Annotated in this window: 21 protein-coding genes and 1 tRNA gene; 11 read left to right on the plus strand and 11 right to left on the minus strand. The window is 63.0% G+C overall.

Features of this window, described 5'->3' with window-relative positions; all coding sequences use genetic code 11:
* The first annotated feature begins 44 nt into the window (after positions 1-44).
* Positions 45-638: a hypothetical protein gene (locus VGN62_RS05695; RefSeq protein ID WP_327451713.1), complete on the plus strand. Its 594-nt coding sequence runs from the start codon at positions 45-47 to the stop codon at positions 636-638.
* Positions 639-837: 199 nt separating this feature from the next.
* On the opposite strand, the gene VGN62_RS05700 is transcribed toward VGN62_RS05695, so the two are convergent.
* The gene (locus VGN62_RS05700) at positions 838-1,512 is read right to left on the minus strand and encodes a hypothetical protein (RefSeq protein WP_327451714.1); all 675 of its coding nucleotides are present in this window, start codon (positions 1,510-1,512) and stop codon (positions 838-840) included.
* Between the two features lie 304 nt (positions 1,513-1,816).
* Between VGN62_RS05700 and VGN62_RS05705 the strand changes: the two genes are divergently transcribed.
* From VGN62_RS05705 to VGN62_RS05715, 3 genes are all read left to right on the plus strand, one after another.
* Positions 1,817-3,403: an SIR2 family protein gene (locus tag VGN62_RS05705; protein ID WP_327451715.1), complete on the plus strand. Its 1,587-nt coding sequence runs from the start codon at positions 1,817-1,819 to the stop codon at positions 3,401-3,403.
* A 196-nt stretch (positions 3,404-3,599) separates the two neighbouring features.
* Complete coding sequence (gene acnA, locus VGN62_RS05710) at positions 3,600-6,272, plus strand: aconitate hydratase AcnA (RefSeq protein ID WP_327451716.1); 2,673 nt, start codon at positions 3,600-3,602, stop codon at positions 6,270-6,272.
* 73 nt (positions 6,273-6,345) lie between these two features.
* On the plus strand, positions 6,346-6,621 hold the full coding sequence (locus VGN62_RS05715) for a CBU_0592 family membrane protein (protein ID WP_327451718.1): 276 nt from the start codon (positions 6,346-6,348) through the stop codon (positions 6,619-6,621).
* Here the strand turns inward: VGN62_RS05715 and VGN62_RS05720 are convergent.
* From VGN62_RS05720 to VGN62_RS05745, 6 genes are all read right to left on the minus strand, one after another.
* Positions 6,618-8,075, minus strand: a complete 1,458-nt coding sequence (locus tag VGN62_RS05720) for an amidohydrolase family protein (protein ID WP_327451720.1) — start codon at positions 8,073-8,075, stop codon at positions 6,618-6,620. The two genes, VGN62_RS05715 and VGN62_RS05720, sit on opposite strands and share 4 nt — an antisense overlap.
* 65 nt (positions 8,076-8,140) lie before the next feature.
* Positions 8,141-8,216, minus strand: a tRNA-Val gene (locus tag VGN62_RS05725).
* 72 nt (positions 8,217-8,288) lie between these two features.
* Positions 8,289-9,260, minus strand: coding sequence for a magnesium and cobalt transport protein CorA (locus VGN62_RS05730; protein WP_327451723.1), 972 nt, complete (start codon positions 9,258-9,260; stop codon positions 8,289-8,291).
* A 64-nt stretch (positions 9,261-9,324) separates the two neighbouring features.
* The gene (locus tag VGN62_RS05735; protein WP_327451725.1) at positions 9,325-12,840 is read right to left on the minus strand and encodes a CHAT domain-containing tetratricopeptide repeat protein; all 3,516 of its coding nucleotides are present in this window, start codon (positions 12,838-12,840) and stop codon (positions 9,325-9,327) included.
* Positions 12,841-12,960: 120 nt separating this feature from the next.
* Entirely contained in the window at positions 12,961-13,470 is a 510-nt protein-coding gene (locus VGN62_RS05740; RefSeq protein ID WP_327451727.1) for a hypothetical protein, read from the minus strand.
* Positions 13,471-13,509: 39 nt separating this feature from the next.
* Positions 13,510-14,556 (minus strand): MarR family winged helix-turn-helix transcriptional regulator, encoded by a 1,047-nt coding sequence (locus VGN62_RS05745; RefSeq protein ID WP_327451729.1) that lies wholly within the window; start codon positions 14,554-14,556, stop codon positions 13,510-13,512.
* 233 nt (positions 14,557-14,789) lie between these two features.
* Here VGN62_RS05745 and VGN62_RS05750 point away from each other — a divergent pair, with 233 nt between their 5' ends.
* The 6 genes from VGN62_RS05750 to VGN62_RS05775 are packed head-to-tail and all read left to right on the plus strand — an operon-like array spanning position 14,790 to position 18,567.
* A complete protein-coding gene (locus VGN62_RS05750; protein WP_327451731.1) occupies positions 14,790-15,368 on the plus strand; it encodes a thermonuclease family protein in 579 nt (192 codons plus the stop codon).
* 53 nt (positions 15,369-15,421) lie between these two features.
* The gene (gene crcB / locus VGN62_RS05755) at positions 15,422-15,802 is read left to right on the plus strand and encodes a fluoride efflux transporter CrcB (protein WP_327451733.1); all 381 of its coding nucleotides are present in this window, start codon (positions 15,422-15,424) and stop codon (positions 15,800-15,802) included.
* Entirely contained in the window at positions 15,799-17,028 is a 1,230-nt protein-coding gene (locus VGN62_RS05760) for an RluA family pseudouridine synthase (RefSeq protein ID WP_327451735.1), read from the plus strand. Before crcB ends, VGN62_RS05760 begins: the two co-directional genes overlap by 4 nt.
* The gene (locus tag VGN62_RS05765) at positions 17,028-17,648 is read left to right on the plus strand and encodes an FMN-binding negative transcriptional regulator (RefSeq protein WP_327451737.1); all 621 of its coding nucleotides are present in this window, start codon (positions 17,028-17,030) and stop codon (positions 17,646-17,648) included. Before VGN62_RS05760 ends, VGN62_RS05765 begins: the two co-directional genes overlap by 1 nt.
* Positions 17,645-17,881: a hypothetical protein gene (locus VGN62_RS05770; RefSeq protein WP_327451739.1), complete on the plus strand. Its 237-nt coding sequence runs from the start codon at positions 17,645-17,647 to the stop codon at positions 17,879-17,881. The genes VGN62_RS05765 and VGN62_RS05770 overlap by 4 nt, the downstream gene beginning before the upstream one ends.
* Complete coding sequence (locus tag VGN62_RS05775; RefSeq protein ID WP_327451741.1) at positions 17,878-18,567, plus strand: ATP12 family chaperone protein; 690 nt, start codon at positions 17,878-17,880, stop codon at positions 18,565-18,567. The genes VGN62_RS05770 and VGN62_RS05775 overlap by 4 nt, the downstream gene beginning before the upstream one ends.
* Here VGN62_RS05775 and VGN62_RS05780 read toward each other — a convergent pair.
* From VGN62_RS05780 to VGN62_RS05795, 4 genes are all read right to left on the minus strand, one after another.
* Positions 18,564-19,367 (minus strand): crotonase/enoyl-CoA hydratase family protein, encoded by an 804-nt coding sequence (locus tag VGN62_RS05780; protein ID WP_327451743.1) that lies wholly within the window; start codon positions 19,365-19,367, stop codon positions 18,564-18,566. The genes VGN62_RS05775 and VGN62_RS05780 overlap by 4 nt on opposite strands.
* The gene (locus VGN62_RS05785) at positions 19,364-19,981 is read right to left on the minus strand and encodes a 2-hydroxychromene-2-carboxylate isomerase (RefSeq protein ID WP_327451745.1); all 618 of its coding nucleotides are present in this window, start codon (positions 19,979-19,981) and stop codon (positions 19,364-19,366) included. Before VGN62_RS05785 ends, VGN62_RS05780 begins: the two co-directional genes overlap by 4 nt.
* A gap of 4 nt (positions 19,982-19,985) precedes the next feature.
* Positions 19,986-21,518 carry an acyl-CoA synthetase gene (locus tag VGN62_RS05790; RefSeq protein ID WP_327451747.1) on the minus strand — a complete coding sequence of 511 codons (1,533 nt, stop codon included), beginning with the start codon at positions 21,516-21,518 and terminating at the stop codon, positions 19,986-19,988.
* Positions 21,519-21,662: 144 nt separating this feature from the next.
* Entirely contained in the window at positions 21,663-22,073 is a 411-nt protein-coding gene (locus VGN62_RS05795; RefSeq protein WP_327451749.1) for a response regulator transcription factor, read from the minus strand.
* A 380-nt stretch (positions 22,074-22,453) separates the two neighbouring features.
* On the opposite strand from VGN62_RS05795, the gene VGN62_RS05800 reads away from it, so the two are divergent.
* Positions 22,454-23,986: a class I adenylate-forming enzyme family protein gene (locus VGN62_RS05800; protein ID WP_327451751.1), complete on the plus strand. Its 1,533-nt coding sequence runs from the start codon at positions 22,454-22,456 to the stop codon at positions 23,984-23,986.
* Positions 23,987-24,067: the final 81 nt, after the last annotated feature.

Here is a 24,067-nt window from a genome sequence, read left to right on the forward strand (position 1 = left end):
CTCGCAAGGTCGAGTTAGCATGGTTGCGCTACAAACAGCGAGCGATGAAACGCAAAATTGACGCGTTAAGGAGCGAGCGACTTGAAGCGCTGACAGGCCAGATCGGCTTGATGACGATAACGTGGGCCAAGCTTGAGATGATTTTGGACATCACAATAGCGATGGTGCACGCCCACGGTGGCAGCACAGAGATACAGCCCGATCTGCCGGCGTCGCTGAAATCAAAACTAGCCTACTTTCGCAAGGTTCCACGGAAAATTTCCGCGTTGGCTCATACAGATGGAGAAGTTCAGGACTTCATCGACTCGATACAGAGCATAAAAGACATCAGGCATGACAGCGCGCATGGCCTAATCGAAATCCTAGACGAAGGATTTGACGTCCAGATTACACGCTTCTCCTACGCCGGAGCCTCCTTGGCGCGGAACTCTAGGGTTGTCGGGCAAAAGGAGCTGTCCGAAGCCGCAAAAACAATCCTGGACCTATGCCAGCGGAGCGCTCCCTTGGCAGCGTCCTTTGCAAATGCCCTTGGCGAGAGCGAGCTGGAGGATGCTTTCCGCGACCTCGCGATAAAGGCCTCCCTCTCGGTCGAACTCAGCAACGATCCGCGAGCAGTCATCAATCAAAGAAGCTGGTAGCTCGCCACCCGCCGTTAGCTGCCATTCACAAGATTCACACATCACCTCTGCTCACTCAAGTATATAATTGCCGAATCACTTGGAATGAATCGGAACAACTTTGAACCTATTTGGATAATGTAGGAAAGGCCAAATCTCCCGGCACCAGCCACTGTAGTTGCGCCAAATTGCGAGAGGCTTCATGAGGCTTTTATCGCCGCTAAGACAAACCATATCGCGGCTTGAGTGCTTCCCATTCGGCATGGATCGTTGCGTAACGACTCTTGAAAAGCTGCTCTTCATCCCCTCGAAATTGAATACGTCGACCAGAAATCGACTTGCCGCGCATAACATCGACAATTTCCATCTCTTCCAACTCGACAGCTGGAAAAGCTTCTTTCATCAACCATAGGCCGACACGACCCCATCGCTCAGAAAGCTCATACTCCTTACAAAAATAGGGGTAAACTAAACGGACCCGCTCGCTTCCCGCGTGCATCGCCATCACATTATCGACCTTAAGCGTTAGATGCAGTTCGGGAAAATCATGATGCGCGTGGACGGTTCGCTCAGAGGGTACCAGTTGCCTATTGGTATCGCGCCGGGCGAGTTCAAGCCATTCTAGAAAGCCGTCCCTTAGCCGAGGATACAGTGCGGCCCGTTGGCCGAGTTCCTGAATGCGCACCTTCGTTGCGACATGGAGATCTTGCCCACTTGCAACGTAAGCCTTTGCGTCAGCCCAAAAGGGAACGTAGAAATCGCCGCCCGGTCCCTTGGAACCTTCGAGCTTCTTACGCTCTTGATATAAATCCTCGCGTATCAATCGACGACGCAGTCGATCATCTGCACCAAATATCTTCAGTAATTTCGATAATCCGATTTTCTCAATGGACATATGCTTTTCCCTCCAGACATGACCCCCTCTCCCATTATTCGTCATTTAAGCTGGGAATCCCAGTTAGCACTCGATTCCCAAGAGTGCTAAATATTCGCTTTTTGTTCCCATGACAAGCGCGCACGATCAAGCGGGCTTTGGAGTGAAAGCTGCCTCCGAAACGATAAGTTTTTCAGTCATATAAGGGTAAAGAGATGGGGCAGCTTGAGCGTTTCCGCACCACGGCTTATGTGGTAGCGCCGATTAGGCTGGCACCCTAATGTCCTGAAATCGAAACTGCGCCCCACTTAAGAAAGAGCGATGCATGCCGGAACCGATGGACTCTCTCCAAGCAATCTTAGAAAAGCATCCTGCCGCACCATTTCTGTTCGTCGGCTCAGGATTTTCAAGACGATATCTAGGTATTGAAGATTGGCCCGGCCTCTTAACCCGGTTTTGCAATCCAATCCGCGATTTCGGCTACTATCGTGCAAAAGCAGATGGCGACCTAACTCTTGCGGCCTCATTCATGGCAAACGATTATCACGAGTGGTGGTGGACATCTCCGGAAGCCGAACCAAGCCGCATAACATCAGCGGAAATCGTTAAAAGCAAATCCGACGCCCTAAAAGTCGACATTGCAAGCCACATGCGGAATTTCTCCTTAGAGAACGCAAGAAAATCTGAGTTTGGCAATGAAATTTCTTCATTTTCTGATATTTCAGTCGACGGAATCATCACAACGAATTGGGATTTTCTTTTAGAAGAACTATTTCCTGACTACAAAGTTTTCGTTGGTCAGCAAGAATTACTTTTCTCAAACCCTCAAGCTATTGGAGAAATATATAAGATACATGGATCAGCCTCCGATCCTAAATCGCTTGTTTTAACCGCGGAAGACTATGCTGAATTTTCTGCAAAAAACCCCTATCTCGCTGCAAAGCTAGTTACGATATTTGTTGAACACCCTATTATTTTCCTAGGCTACTCAATTGCCGACCCGCATATCCGGGCTATCATCACGTCGATTGCGCAGTGCCTCACGCAAGACAAGATCGCAGCTTTCCAGGAAAATCTCATTTTTGTTCAACGCACACGCGATGGCGAAACGCCCGCTATCGAGAAGACAACGATACAATCGGATTCGTTCAGTGTTACGATGATGATCGCCAAGGTTACCGACTATGCGCAAATTTACGATGCGCTCTCAGGTAACAAGAGGAAGATACCTGCTCGCGTCCTCCGTTTTTTTAAGGAACAGCTGTACGAATTAGTTCATGCGCCAGAAGATATTGAAAAGAAGCTTGCGGTCGTGGACTTCGATGAAATCGGTTCTGCAGATGAAGTTGAATTCGTCGTCGGCGTGGGCGTAGCAAAGCGCCAGCAAGAATTCGGTGAGAAGGTTCAAAACGCATTAGCCGCAAAGGGCTACGCTGGCGTATCGGCAGACGAGCTATTTGACGATTGCCTCGCAGATGATTCGAAGTTTGACGCTCAAGACCTTCTTGGATCAGCCTTTCCGGCGTTCGCTCGGTCTAACCGTACATTTACACCGATATTTAGATATCTCCGCGCTGCAGGGATTACGTCGGACGCCGATCTTGCAGCGTCGAAATTCGAGGGGGCAAAAAAGGTCGTTCAAAAAATTAGAGCTGCAGAATTTACCTTTCCGTCCTATCTCGGACGGTATGAGCGATCATTTGCAGGACTTTCTACCTCTGACATTATAGAAAAATCTTCCTCGCCGACAGAAGCAATCCTTATGCTTAGCTTCCAACCGGACGGCGACGTCGATACAAATTTGCTCCGTCATTTTCTCCAATCAAACGCCGGCAAAGTTACGGCTGAACCTTACCGGTCTTCGTACCGGAAATTGGTATGTCGCTTTGATCGTTTAGTTTATGGCTTCTAATCAATGCTCTCCCCGGATAGCCGACAGGACGTGCACGCTCGTCTATCCCGCGCCACCCCACCCCCTTGCATTTCCCGGCCCCCGGCGTAAGGCGGCGCCAACATAAACCCGCGCGTGCGACTCCCGCTGGCCCCGCTCTCCCGCTTCGCCACCGGACAGTCATTCCCCGCCGCGCCAACATGGGGACTGCAATCCTATGACGACCACGGGCAACGACACGCTGGGCACCCGCTCGACGCTGAGCGTCGGCGGCAAGAATTACGCCTATTATTCCTTCGACAAGGCTGCGGCCAAGCTCGGCGACGTTTCGCGCCTGCCCTTCTCGATGAAGGTGCTGCTCGAAAACCTGCTGCGGTTCGAGGATGGCGGCTTCACCGTGTCGACCGACGATGTCCAGGCGATCGTCGACTGGCAGAAGGACCCGCATTCGAACCGCGAGATCCAGTATCGCCCCGCGCGCGTGCTGCTCCAGGATTTCACCGGCGTGCCCTGCGTCGTCGACCTCGCCGCGATGCGCGATGCGATCGCGACGCTCGGCGGCGACACGACGAAGATCAACCCGCTCGTCCCCGTCCACCTCGTCATCGACCACAGCGTCATGGTCGACGAATTCGGCCACCCCAAGGCGTTCGAACAGAATGTCGAAATCGAATATTATCGCAACGGCGAACGCTATGACTTCCTGAAATGGGGTTCGAAGTCGCTGTCGAACTTCAAGGCGGTGCCCCCGGGCACCGGCATCTGCCACCAGGTCAATCTCGAACATATCGCGCAGGCGGTGTGGTCGAGCGAGGATGCGTCGGGTGAAACCGTCGCCTATCCCGACACCTGCGTCGGCACCGACAGCCACACGACGATGATCAACGGCCTCGGCGTGCTCGGCTGGGGCGTCGGCGGGATCGAGGCCGAGGCCGCGATGCTCGGCCAGCCCGTGTCGATGCTCATCCCCGAAGTCGTCGGCTTCAAATTCACCGGCGCGCTGAAGGAAGGCGTCACCGCGACCGACCTTGTGCTCACCGCGACGCAGATGCTGCGCGCCAAGGGCGTCGTCGGCCGCTTCGTCGAATATTTCGGCCCCGGCCTCGCCTCGCTCAGCCTCGCCGACCGCGCGACGCTCGCCAATATGGCGCCCGAATATGGCGCGACCTGCGGCTTCTTCGGCGTCGACGACAAGACGCTCGATTACATGCGCCTGACCGGCCGCTCGGAAGAGAATATCGCGCTGGTCGAAGCCTATGCCAAGGCGCAGGGCCTCTGGATCGTCGAGGGTGCCGCGGACCCCGTGTTCACCGACACGCTCGAACTCGACCTGTCGACCGTCGTGCCGAGCCTTGCGGGGCCGAAGCGTCCGCAGGACCGCGTCTCGCTTCCCGAAGTCGACGATGTGTTCAACGCCGACATGGCGAACACCTATAAAAAGGCGCAGACGCGCGTGCCGGTCGAGGGCAAGGATTTCGACATCGGCGACGGCGACGTCACCATCGCCGCGATCACCAGCTGCACCAACACCTCGAACCCCGGCGTGCTCGTCGCCGCGGGCCTCGTCGCGAAGAAAGCCGACGCGCTGGGCCTCAAGCCCAAGCCGTGGGTCAAGACCTCGCTCGCGCCCGGGTCGCAGGTCGTCACCGACTATCTGGAAAAGGCCGGGCTGCAGAAGCATCTCGACAATATCGGCTTCAACCTTGTCGGCTATGGCTGCACGACGTGCATCGGCAATTCGGGTCCGCTGGCCGAGCCGATTTCGAAGGCGATCAACGAAAACGGCCTCGTCGCCGCGGCCGTGATCTCGGGCAACCGCAACTTCGAAGGCCGCGTGTCGCCCGACGTGCGCGCGAACTTCCTCGCCTCGCCGCCGCTCGTCGTCGCCTATGCGCTGAAGGGCACGGTGATCGAGGATTTTACCACCACGCCGATCGGGCAGGACCAGTCGGGCAACGACGTGTTCCTGAAAGACATCTGGCCGACCAACCAGGAAGTCGCCGAGACGGTGGCGGGCGCGGTCGACCGCGACATGTTCGAGGCGCGCTACGCCCATGTCTACAAGGGCGACGAGCATTGGCAGAAGATTTCGGTCGAGGGCAGCGACACCTACCAGTGGCGCGCGGGCTCGACCTATGTCGCGAACCCGCCCTATTTCGAGGGCATGACGATGACCCCGGCGCCGGTCAGCGATATCGTGAACGCAAAGCCGCTCGCGATCCTCGGCGACAGCATCACAACCGACCACATCAGCCCCGCCGGTTCGATCAAGGCGGACTCGCCGGCCGGAAAATGGCTTATGGAACATCAGGTTAGCAAGGCCGACTTCAACAGCTACGGCGCCCGCCGCGGCCACCACGACGTCATGATGCGCGGCACCTTCGCCAACATCCGCATCAAAAACGAAATGGTTCCCGGCATCGAAGGCGGCATGTCGCGCTACGGCGCCGAAGTCATGCCGATCTACGACGCCGCGATGCGCCACAAGGCCGACGGCACCCCGCTGGTCGTCATCGCCGGCAAGGAATATGGCACGGGCTCGTCGCGCGACTGGGCGGCGAAGGGCACCAACCTGCTCGGCGTCCGCGCGGTGATCGTCGAGAGCTTCGAGCGCATCCACCGCTCGAACCTCGTCGGCATGGGCGTGCTGCCGCTCCAGTTCCTCGAAGGCCAGAGCCGCGAGACGCTGGGCCTGACCGGCGACGACCAGTTCACCATCACCGGCGTCGCCGACCTCAAGCCGCGCCAGACGGTGACGGTGAACGTCACCCGCGCCGACGGCTCGACCTTCAGCTTCGACACGCTTTGCCGCATCGATACGGCCAACGAGGTCGAATATTATATGAACGGCGGCATCCTGCACTATGTGCTGCGCAAGCTTGCCGCCTGACGCGGCAGACAGCTGATGCTAAAAGCGCCCGCCCCCTCACCGGGGCGGGCGTTTTTGTTTGGAGAGGATGCGCATGAGCGCCGAAGTGATCGTGATCGAAGCCATCGGCTGGGCGGCCGCCGTCATCATCCTCGCCGCCTACATCCTGCTGTCGCTCGGCAAGCTCGAAGGGCGCAGCTATCTTTATCAATGGATGAACGTGGTCGGCGCGGGCGGCTTCATCATCAATTCGGGCTATAATGGCGCGTTACCCTCGGCGGTGCTTAATGTCATCTGGGCCGCGATGGGTTTGTTCACCCTGTGGGGTGTCTGGCGCGCACGGCAGGTCGCGCGCGCAGCCCTGCCCTAGGGCCTGGCGGCCTCGGCATTCCAGGTCACAACCTTCGCGCGCGTGTCGGCGAGCATCTTGTCGAGTGCCACACGATCGAGCACCTCGCCGCGCATCACGACCGTATCGATCGCGCGGGTCGCGGCGATGTCGTCGAGGGGATTTTTCGACAGCAACACCAGATCCGCCGCCATGCCCGGCTTCACCGCACCATAGCGATCGAGCCAGCCGAACCATGCCGGCCCCGCGCGTGTTGCCGAAGCGAGCGCCCGCGCGGGTGTCAGGCCCTTCTCGACGAACAGGCCGATCTCGTCGTGCAGCCCGAAACCCGGATAGTTGAAGCTGTTGAGGAAGCCCGCATCGGTTCCCGCGATGATCGGCACGCCCGCCTCGGCTAGCATCGGCAGGATCGTCGCGACATCCTCGATCTGCTTGTGCCGTGCCTCGATCCCCGCCGCGTCGGCCTTCGCCGCACGCTCGATGCGCCAGTCATAGGTATTGCGCAGCTTCGGTCCGATATAGGCGAGGCCCGCATCCTTCGAATGATCGTCGCGGTCGAGATAGGCGATGATCCGGCTGCCGTTGAGCGTCGGGGTGACGAACACGCCCTTTGCGGCAAAGCGGCGATAGGCCGCCATCGCGGTGTCGCGGTCGAACCCCGCATCGAGCCGCCGATTCGCCTCGGCGCGGTCGATGCGCTTTGCCGCGAAATCGGCGGCGATCGCGGCTTCGTCCTTCGCCCCGGCATTATAGGCATAATCAAGATGCTCGATCGAGCTGATCCCCGCGTCGACCGCCTGCTCGGTCGTCAGCGCCATCGGGATATGTCCCGACGTCCTCAGACCGAGCGCCTTCGCCTGCCGCAGTGCATAGAGGAACAGCTCGGGTTTCAACGTGCTGTCGGTGATCTTGACGAAATCGACCTTGTCCCGATTCTTGAGCCGGTCGAGCGCGGCATCGACATCGGACTCGGTCCCGACCTCGATCGTGCCCTTCCACACCGGCGCAATGCCCTCGATCTTCGCCCCCGAACTCAGCAGGCGCGGACCGAACAGCGTACCCGCGGCAATCTCGCCGCGCCATGCGAGCACCTGTTCGGGCAAATCGCCCGACGCGTCGCGGATCGTCGTGATGCCGTTCGCGACATAGAGCGGTAACAGCGCCTTATTCTCTTCGATCAATTCCGGGCCGCCGCCGAAATGGACGTGCATGTCCCAGAGGCCGGGGATCAGATAGCGCCCCTTGCCATCGACAGTCCGCCCGGCGCGCCAGTCCTTGGCAATCGCGGCATCGGCGCCGACCGCGACGATATCGGCGCCTTTCAGCACCACCGCCTGCGCCGCGACCGTCTTCGCCGCCTCGACATCGACCACCGTCACATGGCGAATGATGACGTCGCCCTGTTTCGGCGCCGCGAACGCCGGGGTTGCAAAGGCGAACAGCGACGTTGCGAGGACTAGGAACAGAGATTTCATGGAGCGACCTTTCCGACTGGAAAGGGCCTTAGCGCCGCCGTGCCCCAAACAACAAGGAGAAGAAATGGTGGGCGCTGACGGGCTCGAACCGCCGACCCTCTCGGTGTAAACGAGATGCTCTACCAACTGAGCTAAGCGCCCCTCCAGATGTCGCCATCAGCGGGAGGTGCGCCCTGCCACAAGCCGCCACCGCTGGCAAGCAAGACGCGCGGGTCAGAGCCAGCCAATATGCTTGAAGCGCCAGAAGACCAGCCCCGATCCGCCAAATATCAGGGCGAGCGCGAACGGATAGCCAAAGGCCCAGTCGAGTTCGGGCATGAATTCGAAGTTCATGCCGTATATCCCCGCAATCGCCGTCGGCACGGCGAGAATTGCGGCCCAGGCGGCGAGCTGGCGTGTGATCACGCCCTGACGTTGCTGTTCGAGCATGCCGTTGGTTTCGATCACCGACGCTGCGATGTCGCGCAGCCCGACGAGGCGATATTCGGCACGCTGCACATGATCCCAGATATCACGGAAAAAAGGGCGCACCGCGGGGTCGATATTAGGCAGGTCGTCTTCGGTCGCAAGGCGTCCGGCAACCTCCTTCATCATGCCGACGAGGCGCTGGAAACGGATGATTTCGTGCCGCTGCGCATAAAGATGGCGAATCTCTGCGGCATCGAGCGGCGTGTCCATCACGCTTTCCTCGACAAGCAGCATCCGGTCCTCGATCGCATCTACAACAGGGAAATAGCCGTCGACGATAAAGTCGAGCACCGCGTAGAGGACATAGTCGGGGCCATGCGCGAGCTTGGCGGGCAAGGTCTCGAGCCGCGCGCGGATATCGGTGTGCGTGCGCGCCGACCCGTGACGGACGCTCACGAAAAAATGCGGACCAAGAAAAAAGGCGGTCTCGCCCGGATGGATCGTGTCGGCATCGAGGTTCGCGGTGCGGGTGATGACAAAAAGTTGGTCGCCATAGGCCTCGACCTTCGGCAACTGGTTCGCTTTCAGCGCGTCCTCGACCGCGAGCGGGTGGAGCCCGAAGCGTTTGGCGATACCCTCCAGCTCGCCCGGCGTGGGTTCATAAAGACCGAGCCAGAAGAAGTCGCCGTCGGCGCAATCTTCAGGAAGTTCCTCGTCCGGACCGATATCGCGAACGAGCTTGCCGTCGTGATAGAGGCGGGCGGCCATGATCGGCATGCGGCGGAAACTCCCTTGATCTGCGGCGCCTACATAATGTGCCCGGCGCCGAAGGGAAATGCGTTCAATCGTCGCGATTGGCGATATTGGTGAAGGCCGCCCATGCGGCCGGATGCGACCAGTCGGGCTTCCAGCCCGCGATCGCGGTGCCGTCGGCGCGCTTTCCGCTGCGCACTGCCTTCATCCCCGATTGCAGCGCTTGCGCGCGCGACATGTCGGGATGCGCGCGGCGCGCCATCAGCGTTTCGACGGTCAGGACCGCGGTCGCTTCGTCCGAAACGCGCCAGTGGCTCGCGAGCAGCGCATCGGCGCCAGCATAGAGGAATCCGCGCGCAAGCGCCGAGAGGCTGTCGCCGCCGCCCGAATTTTCCGCCGACGCGGTGTTGCACGCCGACAGGATCACCCAATCGGCCGACAGCGTGAGTCGGGCCGCCTCGGTCGCGGTCAGCAATCCGTCGTCGAGGTCGCTAGGCGCGGCGGGCGGGGTCAGCACCAGTCCCGGTTCGCCGAGCCCGAGACCCGGATCGGGGAGCAAGCCATGTGTCGCGATCGCAACGATGTTGCTCGTCGATAGCGCGGCGTCTTGCCGGAGCGTCGCTTCGGTCGCCTTGGCGTCGAGCGTCAAGCTGGCGGTCGACGCGCCGAACAGGTCGGCCATCGCCGAAAGTTCGACCTTGGTGCCGGGAAGCGGAGCGAGCCGGCGAAGCGCATCCGGGTCGGCGAGCGGCGAACCCGCAGCGGAAACCCCGTCGAACACACCGACTCCGGCGGCCGCCCGCGACCCCGTGTCGCCGCCGAGCAGCACCGGCGCGCCATAGCCGCGAAAGCTGCTGTCGCGCCCTGCCGCGCGTGCTTCGCGGGACAAGGTCAGCGCCGCAACCGAGGGGAGGCTGGTAAAGGCGAAGCGATCCGCCAGCCAGCCTGCGCGGGCGAGCGTGTCGGGATCGGCGAGGTCGCCCCCTTCGGGCAGCGGTGTCGCCGACAGCATCGCGAGCGGCAGGTCGCCGAGCTTCCCCGAACTCGCAACATAAAGGCGCTTCGTGTCCTTCAGCAGCGGTTCGATCGGCTCGATCAGTTCCTTGTAGAGCGCGTGCGCGGTGTCGATATCGAAGCGGCGATGCCCTTCAAGCTCCTTCACCGTCGCCGGCAGCGCATCGAGTTCGGCCTTGCGCGCCGCCGAGCAGGTCGCGAAATCGACGTCGCAGCGCAAATCCGAAATCTGTTTGAGGATGACGTCGATTTCCTTCGCCGGGCGACTCCAGCCGACCGCGTTCGGGGTGACGACGAAAAGGTGGAAGGTGTTCGCCGCCTCGGTCATCAGCAGCAAGGCTTCGCCCGGTCGCAACGCCTTTTGCGTATCGGCCAGCGCGATCGGGCGCGGCGACACGAGTTGGCGGTACGACGGATATTTCCTGTCGATCAGCGCGCTGACGTCGGCCAGCTCGGCCTGAACGCTATCGAACTCGCCGCGCAGCCGGGCGGCTTCGACCGATTTCCGGTCGGCGAGCGCGCGCAGAAGATTCTTGTCGATGAGGTTGGCGCGCGCCGCGAGATCCTGCTCCTGGCGCACCGCTTCGGCCATTTGCGGCGTTTTCGCGGCGCCGCGCGCGGCGGTCTGAAGCACCGCGCGGCCCGCAGCGGAGCTGACCGCGTCCTGCGCGGCACGGAACGCCCGGTCCTGGATTTGCGATTGCTCTGCCGCGCCCGGCGTATCACTCATCAATCCGAACGCCGCGTTCATATAGGTCGTGAATACGCCGCGATTCGGATTGGCCTGTTGCCGGTCGAGCCCCGACAGCGCGACCGCATTGCGGCCCGCCACGCCCTGATCGTTCTGGCGCCGTACGATCGCAACCGCCTTGCTCGCCGCCTGTTCGGCCTCGGCCGCCTTGCCCTGCCGCAGCAGGTTCGACGCGAGATTGTCGTAGGCGTAGGCGGTGTCGATATGCGCCTCGCCGACATTGTGCTGCAGGATCGCGAGCGATTGACGATAATAGGGCTCGGCCGCCTTGTCGCCGTTCGCGCCGCCACCGCGGACCAGCGCCGCCGCCACGCTGTTATAGGCAACGGCGGTGAGCGGATGATTTTCGCCGAGCAGGCGGCGACGGATTTCGAGCGCCTTGATCGTCATCTCGGCCTCTTCGGCGTTCCGGCCCATTCCGCCGAGGGTCGACCCCAGGCTGAGATAAGCCCAGGTGGTTTCGGGATTGTCGTCGCCGAACTTGCCCTGAAAAATCCCGAGCGCCTGCCGCATCAACGGCTCGGCGGCTTCCGAACGCCCGTCGTCGCGCAAATTATAGGCAAGGTTGATCAGCGTGGTGGCATAGGATGGGTGATTGACTCCACCGACGCGCTCCTGAATTTCGAGCGCACGCCGGTACATCGGCTCCGCCTCGGCATAGCGGCCCTGCTCGTTCAGGTTGTGCGCAACATTCGCGTACATTGTCGCGGTGCGCTCGCTGCCTTCGCCGAGCGACTGGCGCGTGATGTCGAGCGCCTTGCGCACCAGCGGCTCGATCGCGCTCGGCGGCAGGCCCTGCTTTTCCATGTTCAGCCCCAGATTATTATAGGCCTCGCCGGTCAGCGGGTGGTTTTCTCCGAGCATTTTGGAACGGATCGCAAGCGCCTTGCGATAGGCGGTGTCAGCCTCGCCGAACCGCCCCGCAAGCGTCAGGCCGTACGCAACCGCCGTATATCCGAGCGCAGCCTCGGTGCTGTCGTCGCCCTTCGCGGCGCGTGCCAGGTCGAGCGCCTTGTTCGCAGCCGCCAATGCCTCGGCATAGCGCCCCATGTCACCGAAATTCACCGCGCTGTTGTAATAGCGCAACGAAAGATCGGCGCCGGTCGTCCCCGGCAGGCTTTCGTCGATCACGCGCGCCTTTTCGAGCAGCGGCTCCGCCTCATCATACCGCGCCAGGCCGCGCAGCACGACGGCCAGATTGGCATATCCCGACGCGGTTTCGCGGTGCTGTTCTCCGTGGACGGCAAGGCTGGTCTCGAGCGCCTTGCGATAAAGCGCCTCCGCCCCCTTCATGTCGCCGAGTTCGGCCATCACCGATGCCAGGTTGCTCGTCGCGACAATCGTCTTCGGATCGCGTTCGCCCTTGGCCGCGGTGCGCGCGGCGAGAATCGCGCGGCGCAGCGGCAGCGCCTCAGCGGGGCGGCCCTGCTTCATATAATTGGACGAAAGAAAACCATATGCCGCCAGCGTTTCGTCGTCACTTTCGCCCAGAACCGTGCGGTTGATGTCGAGCAGGCGCTTCCAATATCCCTCGGCTTCCTTCGGCTGGTTTTGGTCCTCGAGATTCCCGGCGAGCAGGCGGTAACCCAGGCTGGTGATAAGGCCGTCGGCGCCGTAACGCTTCGTTGCCTCGCCAATCCAGCGCCGGTAGATCGCACCCGCCTCGCGCGTCTTGCCCGCACGGTCGAGCTCCATCCCGCTGTTGATCAGCTCGAGCATTTTCTGCTGGTCGCCGTCGAGTTCGGCCGGCGGCGCCTCCTGACCGAGGGCGAGTGGAGCGGCGGTCCAGAGCGGCGCGGCGAGAAGGAGCGCGAGGAGGCGGAGTCGACGGCTGGCCATAAAGCAGAATTCCCTGTTTTGACCCAACATACAGAATAGATTGGGATATTGTCACTTGTCGCGGGCTTAGGCCAGAGCATGTCGCCGCGATGTGACGGGTATCACTGGGAGGGCGTGGGGTCAGATATCGCGGCTGTCATAAGCCCATTGCAGCAGCGCCTGCCGCTGCTTCGGCCGGCAAAAGGGGTCGCCCGGCTCGCAATGTTTGCGGACCTGCGCGGCGTGGCGCCGGAAGGCGCGCCATCGCGCGATCTGCCGATCATCCTCTCCGGCCATTCGCCGTCCCGAATGATAGCGGCAATACCATTGGAACCAGCCGCGCGGATCGTCGGGATGGATCCACCCCTTTTCGATCCAGGTGCGCAAGGGTACGCTCGCCCGGATACCGAAATAATTGAGCGAGCAATCGGCACGCCCCGACGCGAATTTGGCATGTTCGAACCAGTCCGCCGGGAATTCGGCGGTGCAGTCGGTCATATATTTGCCGCAGAACACGCCCAGCGCCAGCATCTCGGCGGGGGTTAGTTCGGGCTCGAAACCGGGATCGAACGCCCGCCCCATCGGCGCGGTGCGCGTATAGCGATAGCCCTGCTGCATGCGGTCGTTCACGACCACCTCGACATCCTTCATGGAGCCAAGCCTAATCGCTCCGCCCCTGCCGGACCACGCCTATTCGTCGAGCGCCTCGAAATAGCGCGCGAGCGCATCGCACGCTCCTTCCGCCAGCGCGATAAAGATCCGGCGCCCGTCGTGCGGATCGGCTTCGCGCAGGAACAGCCCGGCGTCGGTCATCGTCTTGATCCAGCGCAGCGCGGTCGTCGCGGGGACCGCGGCAGCGATGCACAGGCTCGACACCGACACCGGCTGGCGTTCGAGCCGCGCGGCATAGAGGTCGAGCAGCATGTCCCACGCCGGATCGGCGAAAAGGTCCGCAGGGAAATATTGCTCGCGCATCCGGCGCTGGCGCAGCATGCGCCTCACCTGTTTGGCGCGTTGCCGGTCGAGCGTGCGCTCTTCGGGAACAAAGCTGCGCGGCATCGCGGCAAAATCACGCGACGGCGCGCGGACTTGCTCCGCATAGTCGGCCGAATCCACATCCCAGGGCGTCACGCCGGTCGGCGTGCCCGGGAGCCCGCCGCGCTGCCCCGCCAAGTCACCGAGAAGGCGCGAGATACGCGCGACCTCTTCCTGCAACCGGTCGATCCGCTCAATCGCATCGTCGCGCGCAATGTCATGGACCACGCCGTGCCGTGTACGCCGCGCGGCCGCGAGTGCGACGAGCCTGTCGGTCGGATCAGCATCGACGAGCAATTGGACCCCAAGCGACGCCGGGATCGCAGCGACCACCGCATCGAGCCCCGATAGCGAGGTTTCGCAAATCAGGTTGCACCCCTGTTCGCCTGTCGCCGTCAAAATATCGGCGAGCATTTCCTCACCCACCATGTCCGCCGCCGCCAGCCAGACGATGTCGAGCGTATCGGTCTGCCGGATATGAGCCGCCGCCCGCTCCGCCGGGAGCGTTCCTGCCACGCGTATGCCGCGAAGGATCGACTTGTCGGGCAAGTCGGCCTGCGTCCCGATGAACAGCAGCGGGGATGCGGCTCCTGCACCGATCCGATCGCTGGTTTCGGGCGCGACCCAAAGCTCGCCCGGGTGAAAACCGCGCGCCGGAAGCGCCGACGTGTCGAAATCGATTTGCGTCCTTTGGTCCATCATGCCGCCATCCCCGTTTCCATCGCTCCACCCTGGCGTAACTATGTCGTCATTTCGGCCATATTCACCTTTTGTTCGTTCCTGTTTGCCGCCAATCCGGACCCAAACCCCTGTCGCGGCATGAGCCGGCGCATGATGGCCGGGTCGGAATAGTCCATTTTGGACATGGTTTGTTCTTCTCGTCAACATCTTATTCACGCTTGCCAAGCCGCCGCATCCGGGTCAGTCGGCGAGTGATGCCCCCTCGCCCGCCCTCCCTTGCCCGCATCCGCTGGCGACGGCGCGCCCGATCGCTGGCCGGACTGCTCCTGCTCGCCGCGCTGGCGTTTGCCGCATGGGTGTGGCTGCCCGCGCCGGTTGCCACCGTTCCGCTGGCCCATGTTATCGACGGCGACAGCCTGACCGTGCGGCGGGACGATGCGCCGCTGACGATCCGCCTGGCAGGAATCGACGCGGTCGAGTATCGGCAGGATTGCACGCGCACCGGTGCGCCATGGCCGTGCGGGCGGGAGGCGCGGTCGGCGCTGGAAAAGCTTGCCGGCCGCGGCGCGCTCCATTGCGAGCTGGCGGCGAAGGATCATTATGGACGCACCCTCGCTACATGCCGTACCGCGGCCTTTCCGGGCGGCATCGATCTCGGCGCCGAGATGGTACGGCAGGGCTGGGCCGTGGCGACGAGCGACGCCTATATGGTCGAGGAAGCCGAAGCGCAGGCCCGGCAGCACGGAATCTGGCAGGGCAACTTCGTCCGCCCCGCCGACTGGCGCGCCGTCCATGAGCGCCCGGCGACGGCGCTGACACCACCCGACGCATAAGCTCGCGACACATCCGCTATGCCTCGTCGCCGTTTCCGGCTAGGGCGAGCGTCATGAATAGCTTGTTTCCCGTCATGATCGGCGGCGCGATTGGTGCCGGCGCCCGCCATCTGGTCGGGCAGGCGATGCTCGCGCGGCTCGGCCCCGGCTTTCCCTGGTGGACGCTGTCGATCAATATCGCCGGCAGCCTGTTGATGGGGCTGCTCATCGGCCTGCTCTCGCGCAGCAGCGACGTGGGCGAAACCGCACGCTTGTTCGTTGGCGTCGGGATTCTCGGCGGCTTCACCACCTTTTCCTCTTTCAGCATGGAATTCTGGATGCTTTTCGAACGCGGTCAAAATGCACAGGCGACCGCCTATGTCCTCGCGTCGGTGATCGGCGCGGTCGCCGCCTGCGGGCTTGGCCTGTTCCTCGTACGGCAGGTGCCGGCATGAGTGAGGGCAAAGCAAAGCTCGACGGCGCAACGATCGCAGAGGAAGACGACGGCATCCGCCTCGACCGCTGGTTCAAGCGTCACCGCGAGGGGACGCCGCACGCACTGCTCGCGCGCTGGGCGCGTTCGGGGCAGCTCACGCTCGACGGCAAGAAGGCCGATGTGTCGGACCGCATCGCGACGGGCCAGAAACTCGTCATGCCGACGCCGCCGGTCGAAACCGAGGCCCGCCCGGCACGCAAGGGCCGCCCGCTGACCGACGCCGACATTGAGCTGGCGACCGGGATGGTGATCCACCGCGACGCGAGCGCGATCGTGCTCAACAAGCTTCCCGGTCTCGCGACGCAAGGGGGAACCAAGACCGAGCAACATGTCGACGGCCTGCTCGACGCGCTGAAATATGACGGCCCGACGCGCCCCAAGCTTGTCCACCGGCTCGACAAGGATACGTCGGGCGCGCTGCTGATCGCGCGAACCCCGCGCGCCGCGGCCTATTTCGCCAAGAGCTTTTCGAACCGGAGCGCAAGGAAGACCTATTGGGCGATCATCGTCGGCGTGCCCGACATCCAGCAGGGCGAGATCGACCTGCCGCTTGCCAAACAGCCGGGATCGGGCGGCGAAAAGATGCACGTCCACGACAGCGGCCTCGCGTCGAAGACGCGCTATCGCGTGATCGAGCGCGCCGGGAACAGCGCGGCGTGGGTCGAACTGCAACCGCTCACCGGGCGCACGCACCAGCTTCGCGTCCATATGGCGGCGATCGGCCATCCGATCGTCGGTGACGGCAAATATGGCGGCAAGGGTGCCTTCCTGACCGGCACGATCAGCCGCAAGATGCACCTTCACAGCCGCCGGCTGCGCATCGACCATCCCGATGGCGGCGCAATCGACGTGCATGCCGAAGTGCCCGAACATTTCGCCGCGAGCCTCGACGCGCTCGGTTTCGACCTGCTGCTCGGCGAGGTGGGGATCGACGATGTAGTCAAGGGGCCGCCGCCCAAAGCGGCGCTGAAGGCGCAGGCAAAGGCGCACAGCAAGCAGATCCGCAAGGCACGGCGCGGCGAGCGGCGTGGCCGCACCGCCGACAGCAAGCCCACCGACTTCGTCGGCAAGCCAAAGCCCAAGGCAAAAGCGGGGCCCAAGGCAGGCAAGCCCGCGCCAAAGAAACCGGCGGGCAAACGGCCGACCGCGAAGAAACATCCGGCGCGCCCGCCCAAAGCGAGCTGATGCATCCCAACAGCGCCTTCCGTCTGCGACAGGACGATCTTGCCGAATTGCTGGTGCGCGAGATCGGCTTCGCCGCGATCTTTGCGGCCACTCCCGACGGCCCGCGCGTCGCGCATGCGCCGGTAGTGCTGAGCGACGACCGCGCCACGCTGCAATTCCACCTCGCGCGCGGCAATGCGCTCACGCGTCACCTCGACGGCGCGAGCGCGCTTGCCGTCGTGCAGGGCCCCGACGCCTATGTCAGCGCGAGCTGGTATGCCGACGCCGACCAGGTGCCGACGTGGAATTATATCGCGATCGAAATGGAAGGCACAGCGAGGAAGCTGGGCGATACCGAGCTGGTCGCGCAGCTCGATACGCTGTCGGCGAACCATGAAGCGCGCGTCGGCGCGAACCCGCCGTGGACACGCGACAAGATGCAACCTGCATTATTCAGCAGGATGACCGGCGCGATCACCGGGTTCGAGATGCGCGTCGCCGCGTGGCGCCCGACGATCAAGCTGTCACAAAACAAGTCGTCCGACGAGCGCGCACGCGTGATCGAGGGCATCGAGGCGACCGGCCATGGCGCGCTCGCGCAGTTGATGCGCCACCTCGGCGGCGATAGGGAGGGCGCATGACGCAAGCCGACGACAGCCTCGCCAAAAAACGCTTCTTTGCCATCACCGCGATGCGCCTGATGGGTGCGTTCTTTGTGCTGGTCGGTTTCGTGCTGATCCGCGGCGGATGGGAACTCGCGGGGCAGCCGACCGATCGCTGGATCGGGGTTGCAGTCGTCCTGATCGGCGCATTCGATTTTGCGGTGATGCCGCTGCTGCTCGCGCGCCGCTGGCGCTCGCCCAAAAGCTCGTGAAGCGTTTCTGGAAGGAGGCTGCCGTCGTCGACGAAGACGGCGGCTGGGGCATCGCACTCGACGGCCGGCCGGTGCGCACGCCGCAGCGCGCGCCGCTGGCGGTCGCGAGCGCAGCGCTCGCCGAAGCGATTGCCGCAGAATGGCGCGACGTGGACGAGACGATCGATCCGGCCGCCATGCCGATGACGGGCCTGAGCAACGCCGCGATCGATCTGGCGACACCCGACCTCGTGGCCTTCGCCGCACCGGTCGCTGCTTATGCCGAGAGCGACCTTTTCTGCTATCGCGACGCGCGCGACGCATCGCTGCAGGCCGAACAGGCCGCAGCGTGGAACCCGCTGCTCACCTGGGCCGAAGCACGATATGGAATCGAATTCATACTGACGCAGGGCGTGCTGCCGGTCGACCAGCCTCAGGCGACGATTGCGACGCTGCAAGATGCAGTGCTGGCGCAGGACGCATGGCGGATCACCGCGCTGACGCCGCTGGTGACGATAGGCGGATCGCTGGTCGCAGGCCTCGCCCTGCTCGAAAACGCGTTCGATGCCGACGCCCTGTGGGAAGCTGTCAGCCTTGACGATCTCTATCAGGAACGCCGCTGGGGCGCTGACAGCGAAGCGCAGCAGGCGCGCGCCACCCACAAACGCGACTGGGACAATGCGGCGCGGTTCCTGACCCTGCTCTAATCGGTAAAATTCGGCTTTCGCTTCTGCATCCCCGCCATCACGGCTTCCATCTGGTTCGGGGTGCGGATGACCTTCACCTGTTCATCGCTTTCGGCCTGCAATATCTCGGCATCGCTCGCGTCGGCGAGCATGTTGCAGAGCCGCTTGGCCCCGCGGATCGCGTGCGGATTCTTATCGGCAATCACCGCCGCCAGTTCCATCGCCTTCGCTAGCGGATCCTCGGACACATGCGTCGCAAAACCCAGCAGTTTCGCTTCCGACCCGTTGAATTCGCGATTGGTATAGATCAGCTCGCGCAGCACATCGTCGGCGACTTGCGTGCGCCACAGCGCCATCCCCGCGACGTCGGGGACGAGGCCCCAGCGCATTTCCATGATCGCGATGCGTGTGTCGGGATGCACGATGCGGATGTCTGCCGCCGCCATGATCTGGCTCCCGGCACCGAATGCGACGCCGTGCACCGCGGCGATTACCGGAACCGGGATTTCGCGCCAGCCCCATGCGGCATATTGCGCGTTGTTGGCGACGCCCTTCGTGCGGTCGGCGAGCGACCCGCCCGCGCTGCTCGCGCCCGGATCGCGATCATTGCTAAGGCTCGACAGGTCGAGCCCGGCGCAGAAAGCGCGCCCCTCGCCCGACAGCACGACGACGCGAAGGCCCGCGGTCGCCTTGAGCTGGTCGACCGCTTCGGCGAGCGCCTCCCACATCGCGGGGTCGAGCGCGTTCATCTTGTCGGCGCGGATCAGCCGGACGTCGGCGATGCCCCCTTCAAGCATGGTGATCGAGATACGGTCCTTCATGGGAGAGTCCTTGCAAGCGCTGCCTCAACGAGCGGCAGTTGGTCGTTTCCAAAATACATATCGTCGCCGTCGACGAAAATCGTTGGCGAACCATAGCCGCCGCGCGCGATGACTTCATCGGTATTCGCACGCAACCGGGCCTTGACGGCATCGGTACCCGCCGCGATCGCCAGCGCGGCACCATCCAGCCCTACGACATCGGCAACCGACGCGAGCACGGCGGGGTCGTCGAGATTTTCCTGCCGGTCGAAATAGCTCGCAAAGGCGCCGCGCGCGAAGCGCACGAGCGCCGCCTGATCATTCTCGATCGCGCAGCAGAAACGCATCGCGGCGATGCTCTTTGCTGGGTGCCATTGCGACGGGAAATTCATCGGCACGCCCGCGAGCCGCGCCCAGTCCTTCAGGACCTTCCAGCTATGCGTCAGCCGCCGGTTGTCGGCCTGCTCGCGCGCCGCATAGACGGCGGGGTTCACCGCGTTGAACACCCCGCCGACCAGAATCGGCCGGTAGACCGCGGTCGCGCCCGTGCGCTCCAGCACCCGCGGCAGGTTATGGAACGCAAGGCAGGTCCAGGGCGACGAGAGGTCGAAGAAGAATTCGACGCGCGCGGTCACCGGGTCAGGCCTCAGCCTTCGCCTTATCCCAATATTGGTCGCGGAGCAGGCGCTTGTAGAGTTTGCCGGTGTCATGACGCGGCAAGGCTTCCATGAAGTCGATGCGGCGCGGAATCTTTACCCCCGACAATTTTTCGCGCGCATAGGCGATCAGTTCGTCGCGCAATGCCTCGGTCGCGTCGGCCATGTCGGCGGGCTGGATCACCGCGATCACCTCCTCGCCCATCTCGTCGTGCGGGCCGCCGACGACCGCGACATCGGCGACCTTCGGATGGGTCACGAGGTGGTTTTCGATCTCCTGTGGATAGACGTTCACCCCGCCGGTGATGATCATGAAGCTTTTGCGGTCTGTCAGGTAGAGGAAGCCATCTTCATCAACTTTGCCCACATCGCCAAGTGTGGACCAGCCCTTGGAGTTGCGGCTCGACGCCGTTTTTTCATTATCCCCATGATATTCGAAGACATTTTCGCTTTCAAAGAATACGGTGCCTTCTTCATTCGCGCCAAGCTCGGTCTCGTTGTCCTCACCCATGATGTGCACGGTGCCGAGGATCGGGCGGCCGACGCTGCCCTTGTGGGTCAGCCAGTCGGGGCTGGAGATGAAGGTCATGCCATTGCCTTCCGACCCCGCATAATATTCGAACAAGACCGGTCCCCACCAGTCGATCATCGCCTGCTTGACCGGGACGGGGCACGGCGCCGCGGCATGGATCGCAACCTTCAATGACGAGGTGTCGTAACGGGTGCGCACCTCCTCGGGCAGCTTGAGCATCCGTACGAAATGCGTCGGCACCCACTGGCTGGCGTTCACGCGATATGTCTCGATGTGCGCCAGCGCCGCCTCGGGATCGAATTTCTTCATCAGGACGACGGTGCCGCCAAGCCGGTGGATCGTCATCGACCAGCGCAGCGGCGCGGCGTGATAGAGCGGTGCGGGCGACAGATAAATGCTGTCGGCATTGATCTGGAACACCGCCGAGGCGAGCATGACAAGGCTGTTGACCGCGTCGATCGCGGGATCTTCGGGCAGCGGCACGCGCACACCCTTCGGCCGCCCGGTCGTGCCCGACGAATAGAGCATGTCGACCCCGGCGCGCTCGTCGGCGACGGGCGCAGCGGGCATCGCGGCGACCGCATCCTCCCAGCTTTCGTAGCCGGGGATATCGCCGCCCATCGCGAAGCGCTTGATCCCGGTGGTCAGTTGCTGCGCCGCGCCCGCGAGGCTCGCCGACACGACGAGGATCTGCGCGCCCGAATTTTCGAGGATATAGTCGGTTTCGTCCTGTGTCAGCCGCGACGAGATGCAGACATAGCGGAGACCCGCGCGCTGCGCCCCCCATGTGAGCCCGTAATAATGCGGGGTATTGTCCAGCATGAAAGCAACGACATCCTCATGCCCCAGCCCGTGAGAACGAAAGAGCTGCGCGGCGCGGTTCGACGCGGCGTCGAGATCGCCATAGCTGATCGCCTCCCCGGTCTCGGCGACGATGATCGCAGGCTTGTCGGGGTTGGCGCGGGCATGAACTGAGGGGTGCATCGGGCATCATCTCCGGGAATCGTTGCTTTCTTTATGTCGAAGATCAGTAGCAACCTGAAACTTTCGGTCAAGCAAGCTGGGGCTCGTGACAGGGGCCCGATCAAGAAGCGGCAAATTGCGGCGCAAGATCGGGCGACACCAACGCTAGTCCGGGCGCGACCGCAACGTGTACCCCATGCCCTTGACCGTATGCAGCATCGGCCAGTCGAATCCGCGATCGACCTTGGCGCGCAGCCGCGACATGTGTACCTCGACGCGATTCGTCCCCGGATCGAAATCCAGCCGCCACACCGCACGCAAAAGCGCGGCACGCGATAACGGCCGGTCCGGCACGCGCGCGAGATTGGCGAGCAGGTCGAACTCGCGCAGCGGCAAGCGGATGAGGCGCCCCGCGCGTTCGACGCGCCGGTCGATCAGGTCGATGCGGAGTTCGCCCTCGCCCAGCTGACCAGCGGCGATACGGCTGCGGCGGAGCAGGCTGGCGATACGCGCCAGCACTTCGGTAAGATTGTCGGTCCAGCCGACCGCATCGTCGGCGCCGGCATCCAGCGCCACCATGCGGTCCTCAAGCGAATCGCGGTCCGATATGACAATCAGCGGACGCCGCCCCGCGATCGATGCCGCCAACCGGACAAACTCGAAGGGCTCCTGCCAATCCAGGAAAGGGTTGATGAGCAACAGCTATCGGTCCAGGGCCGGAGGCCGTTCACATGTGGCGGCAGCAGCACGACCTCACACCCCGCCGTCTCGATCGCGTTGCGCAGGCTCTCCACCCGCTTCACCAACGGATGATAGATGGCGACCAGCAACTTCCTGTCGCCCATCCCGGCAATATCCGATGATGCCATCCGCATCCCCCGTCGTCGACGCAACATCTTGTCGCCCCGCCGCCCCACCGGCATTGCACCGCCTTTCGGCTGTGCTAGTCCATAGGCATGACCAGTATCGAAATGCTTGACGGCGACTTCGCCACCCTGCCCGACCTTGTCCGCGCCCATGCTGCGGAACGTCCCGATGCCGTAGCGGCTGCCGATCCCGCGCGGCGGCTGAGCTGGTCCGAACTGGATCAATTGACCGACCGAATCGCCGCGCGGCTCCAACAGGACGGATTCGTAAAGGGCGACCGCACCGCGATTGCCGGGCTCAACAGCGTCGAGCAAATGGCGGTGATCCTCGGCACGCTGCGCGCCGGCGGGGTCGCGGGGCTGGTGACCAACAGCGCGACGGGCGAGCAGATGGCGGCGATGATCGCCGACACTGGCGCGCGCCACCTGTTCCTCGACAGCGCGGCGAAGACGAGCCTCGAAGGCCATGTCATCGCCGCGAGCGACCTGATCGCGATGGACGGCAGCGACGCCGGCACGCCGCTCGACGCCTGGCTGCCGCCGGTGGGCGCGAAGCCGGCGCCGGTCGAAATCCTGCCAGGCGACGGGTTCAACATCATCTATTCGTCGGGCACTACAGGGACGCCGAAGGGCATCGTCCACAGCCATGCGATGCGCTGGCAGCATATCATCCGCGGCGCGCCCGCTTATGGCCCCAATGCGGTGACGATACTGTCGACCCCACTCTATTCGAACACGACGATGGCAAGCTTCATGCCCACCGTCGGGTCGGGCGGGCAGGTCGTGCTGATGAAGAAATTCGACGCGCACGGCTTCCTCGAGCTTGCGGCGCGCGAGCGTGCGACGAACACGATGCTGGTCCCGGTGCAGTACCGGCGGATCATGGCGCTCGACGATTTCGAAAGCTTCGACCTGTCGAGCTTCGTCGTCAAATATTGCACGTCGGCGCCCTTCCCCGCCGCGCTGAAGGCCGATGTCCTGCGGCGCTGGCCCGGCGGGCTCGTCGAAATTTACGGCATGACCGAGGGGGGCGCGGCGTTCATCCTCGAAGCGCACCAATTCCCCGACAAGCTCCACACCGTCGGCAAACCCGCACCCGGGCATATTGCGAAGGTCATCGACGAAGAGGGCAACGAGTTGCCGCAAGGATCGGTCGGCGAAGTCGTTGGCCGGTCGCCGGCGATGATGACGGGGTACAATAACCGCCCAGACGCGACGAAGGCGATGCACTGGTACGACGCCGAAGGGAATCTCTTCTACCGCCACGGCGATATCGGCCGCATCGACGAGGACGGGTTCCTGACCTTGATGGACCGCGCGAAAGACATGATCATTTCGGGCGGGTTCAATATTTTCCCGAGCGACCTCGAAGCGATCCTGATCGCCGACGACCGCGTTATCGAGGCGGCGGTGGTCGGGATGCCGAGCGAGGAGTGGGGCGAAACGCCTGTCGCCTTCGTCGTGCTGAAACCCGCCGCCGATGCCGAAAGCGTGCGCGCCGATTGCAACGCCAAGGTCGGCAAGACGCAGCGGTTGAGCGCGATTACGGTGGTCGACGAACTGCCGCGCAGCCCGATTGGCAAGGTGCTGAAGCGCGAACTGCGGGATGCGCACACCAAGTAGCGTCGATCGGCCGCTAGCGACCGAAAGCGACCGTTCTTCTCCCCTCCCGCTTGCGGGAGGGGTCGGGGGTGGGTGGCGACG

Origin of the sequence: Sphingopyxis sp. (assembly GCF_035998905.1) — a bacterium.
GTDB lineage: Bacteria > Pseudomonadota > Alphaproteobacteria > Sphingomonadales > Sphingomonadaceae > Sphingopyxis.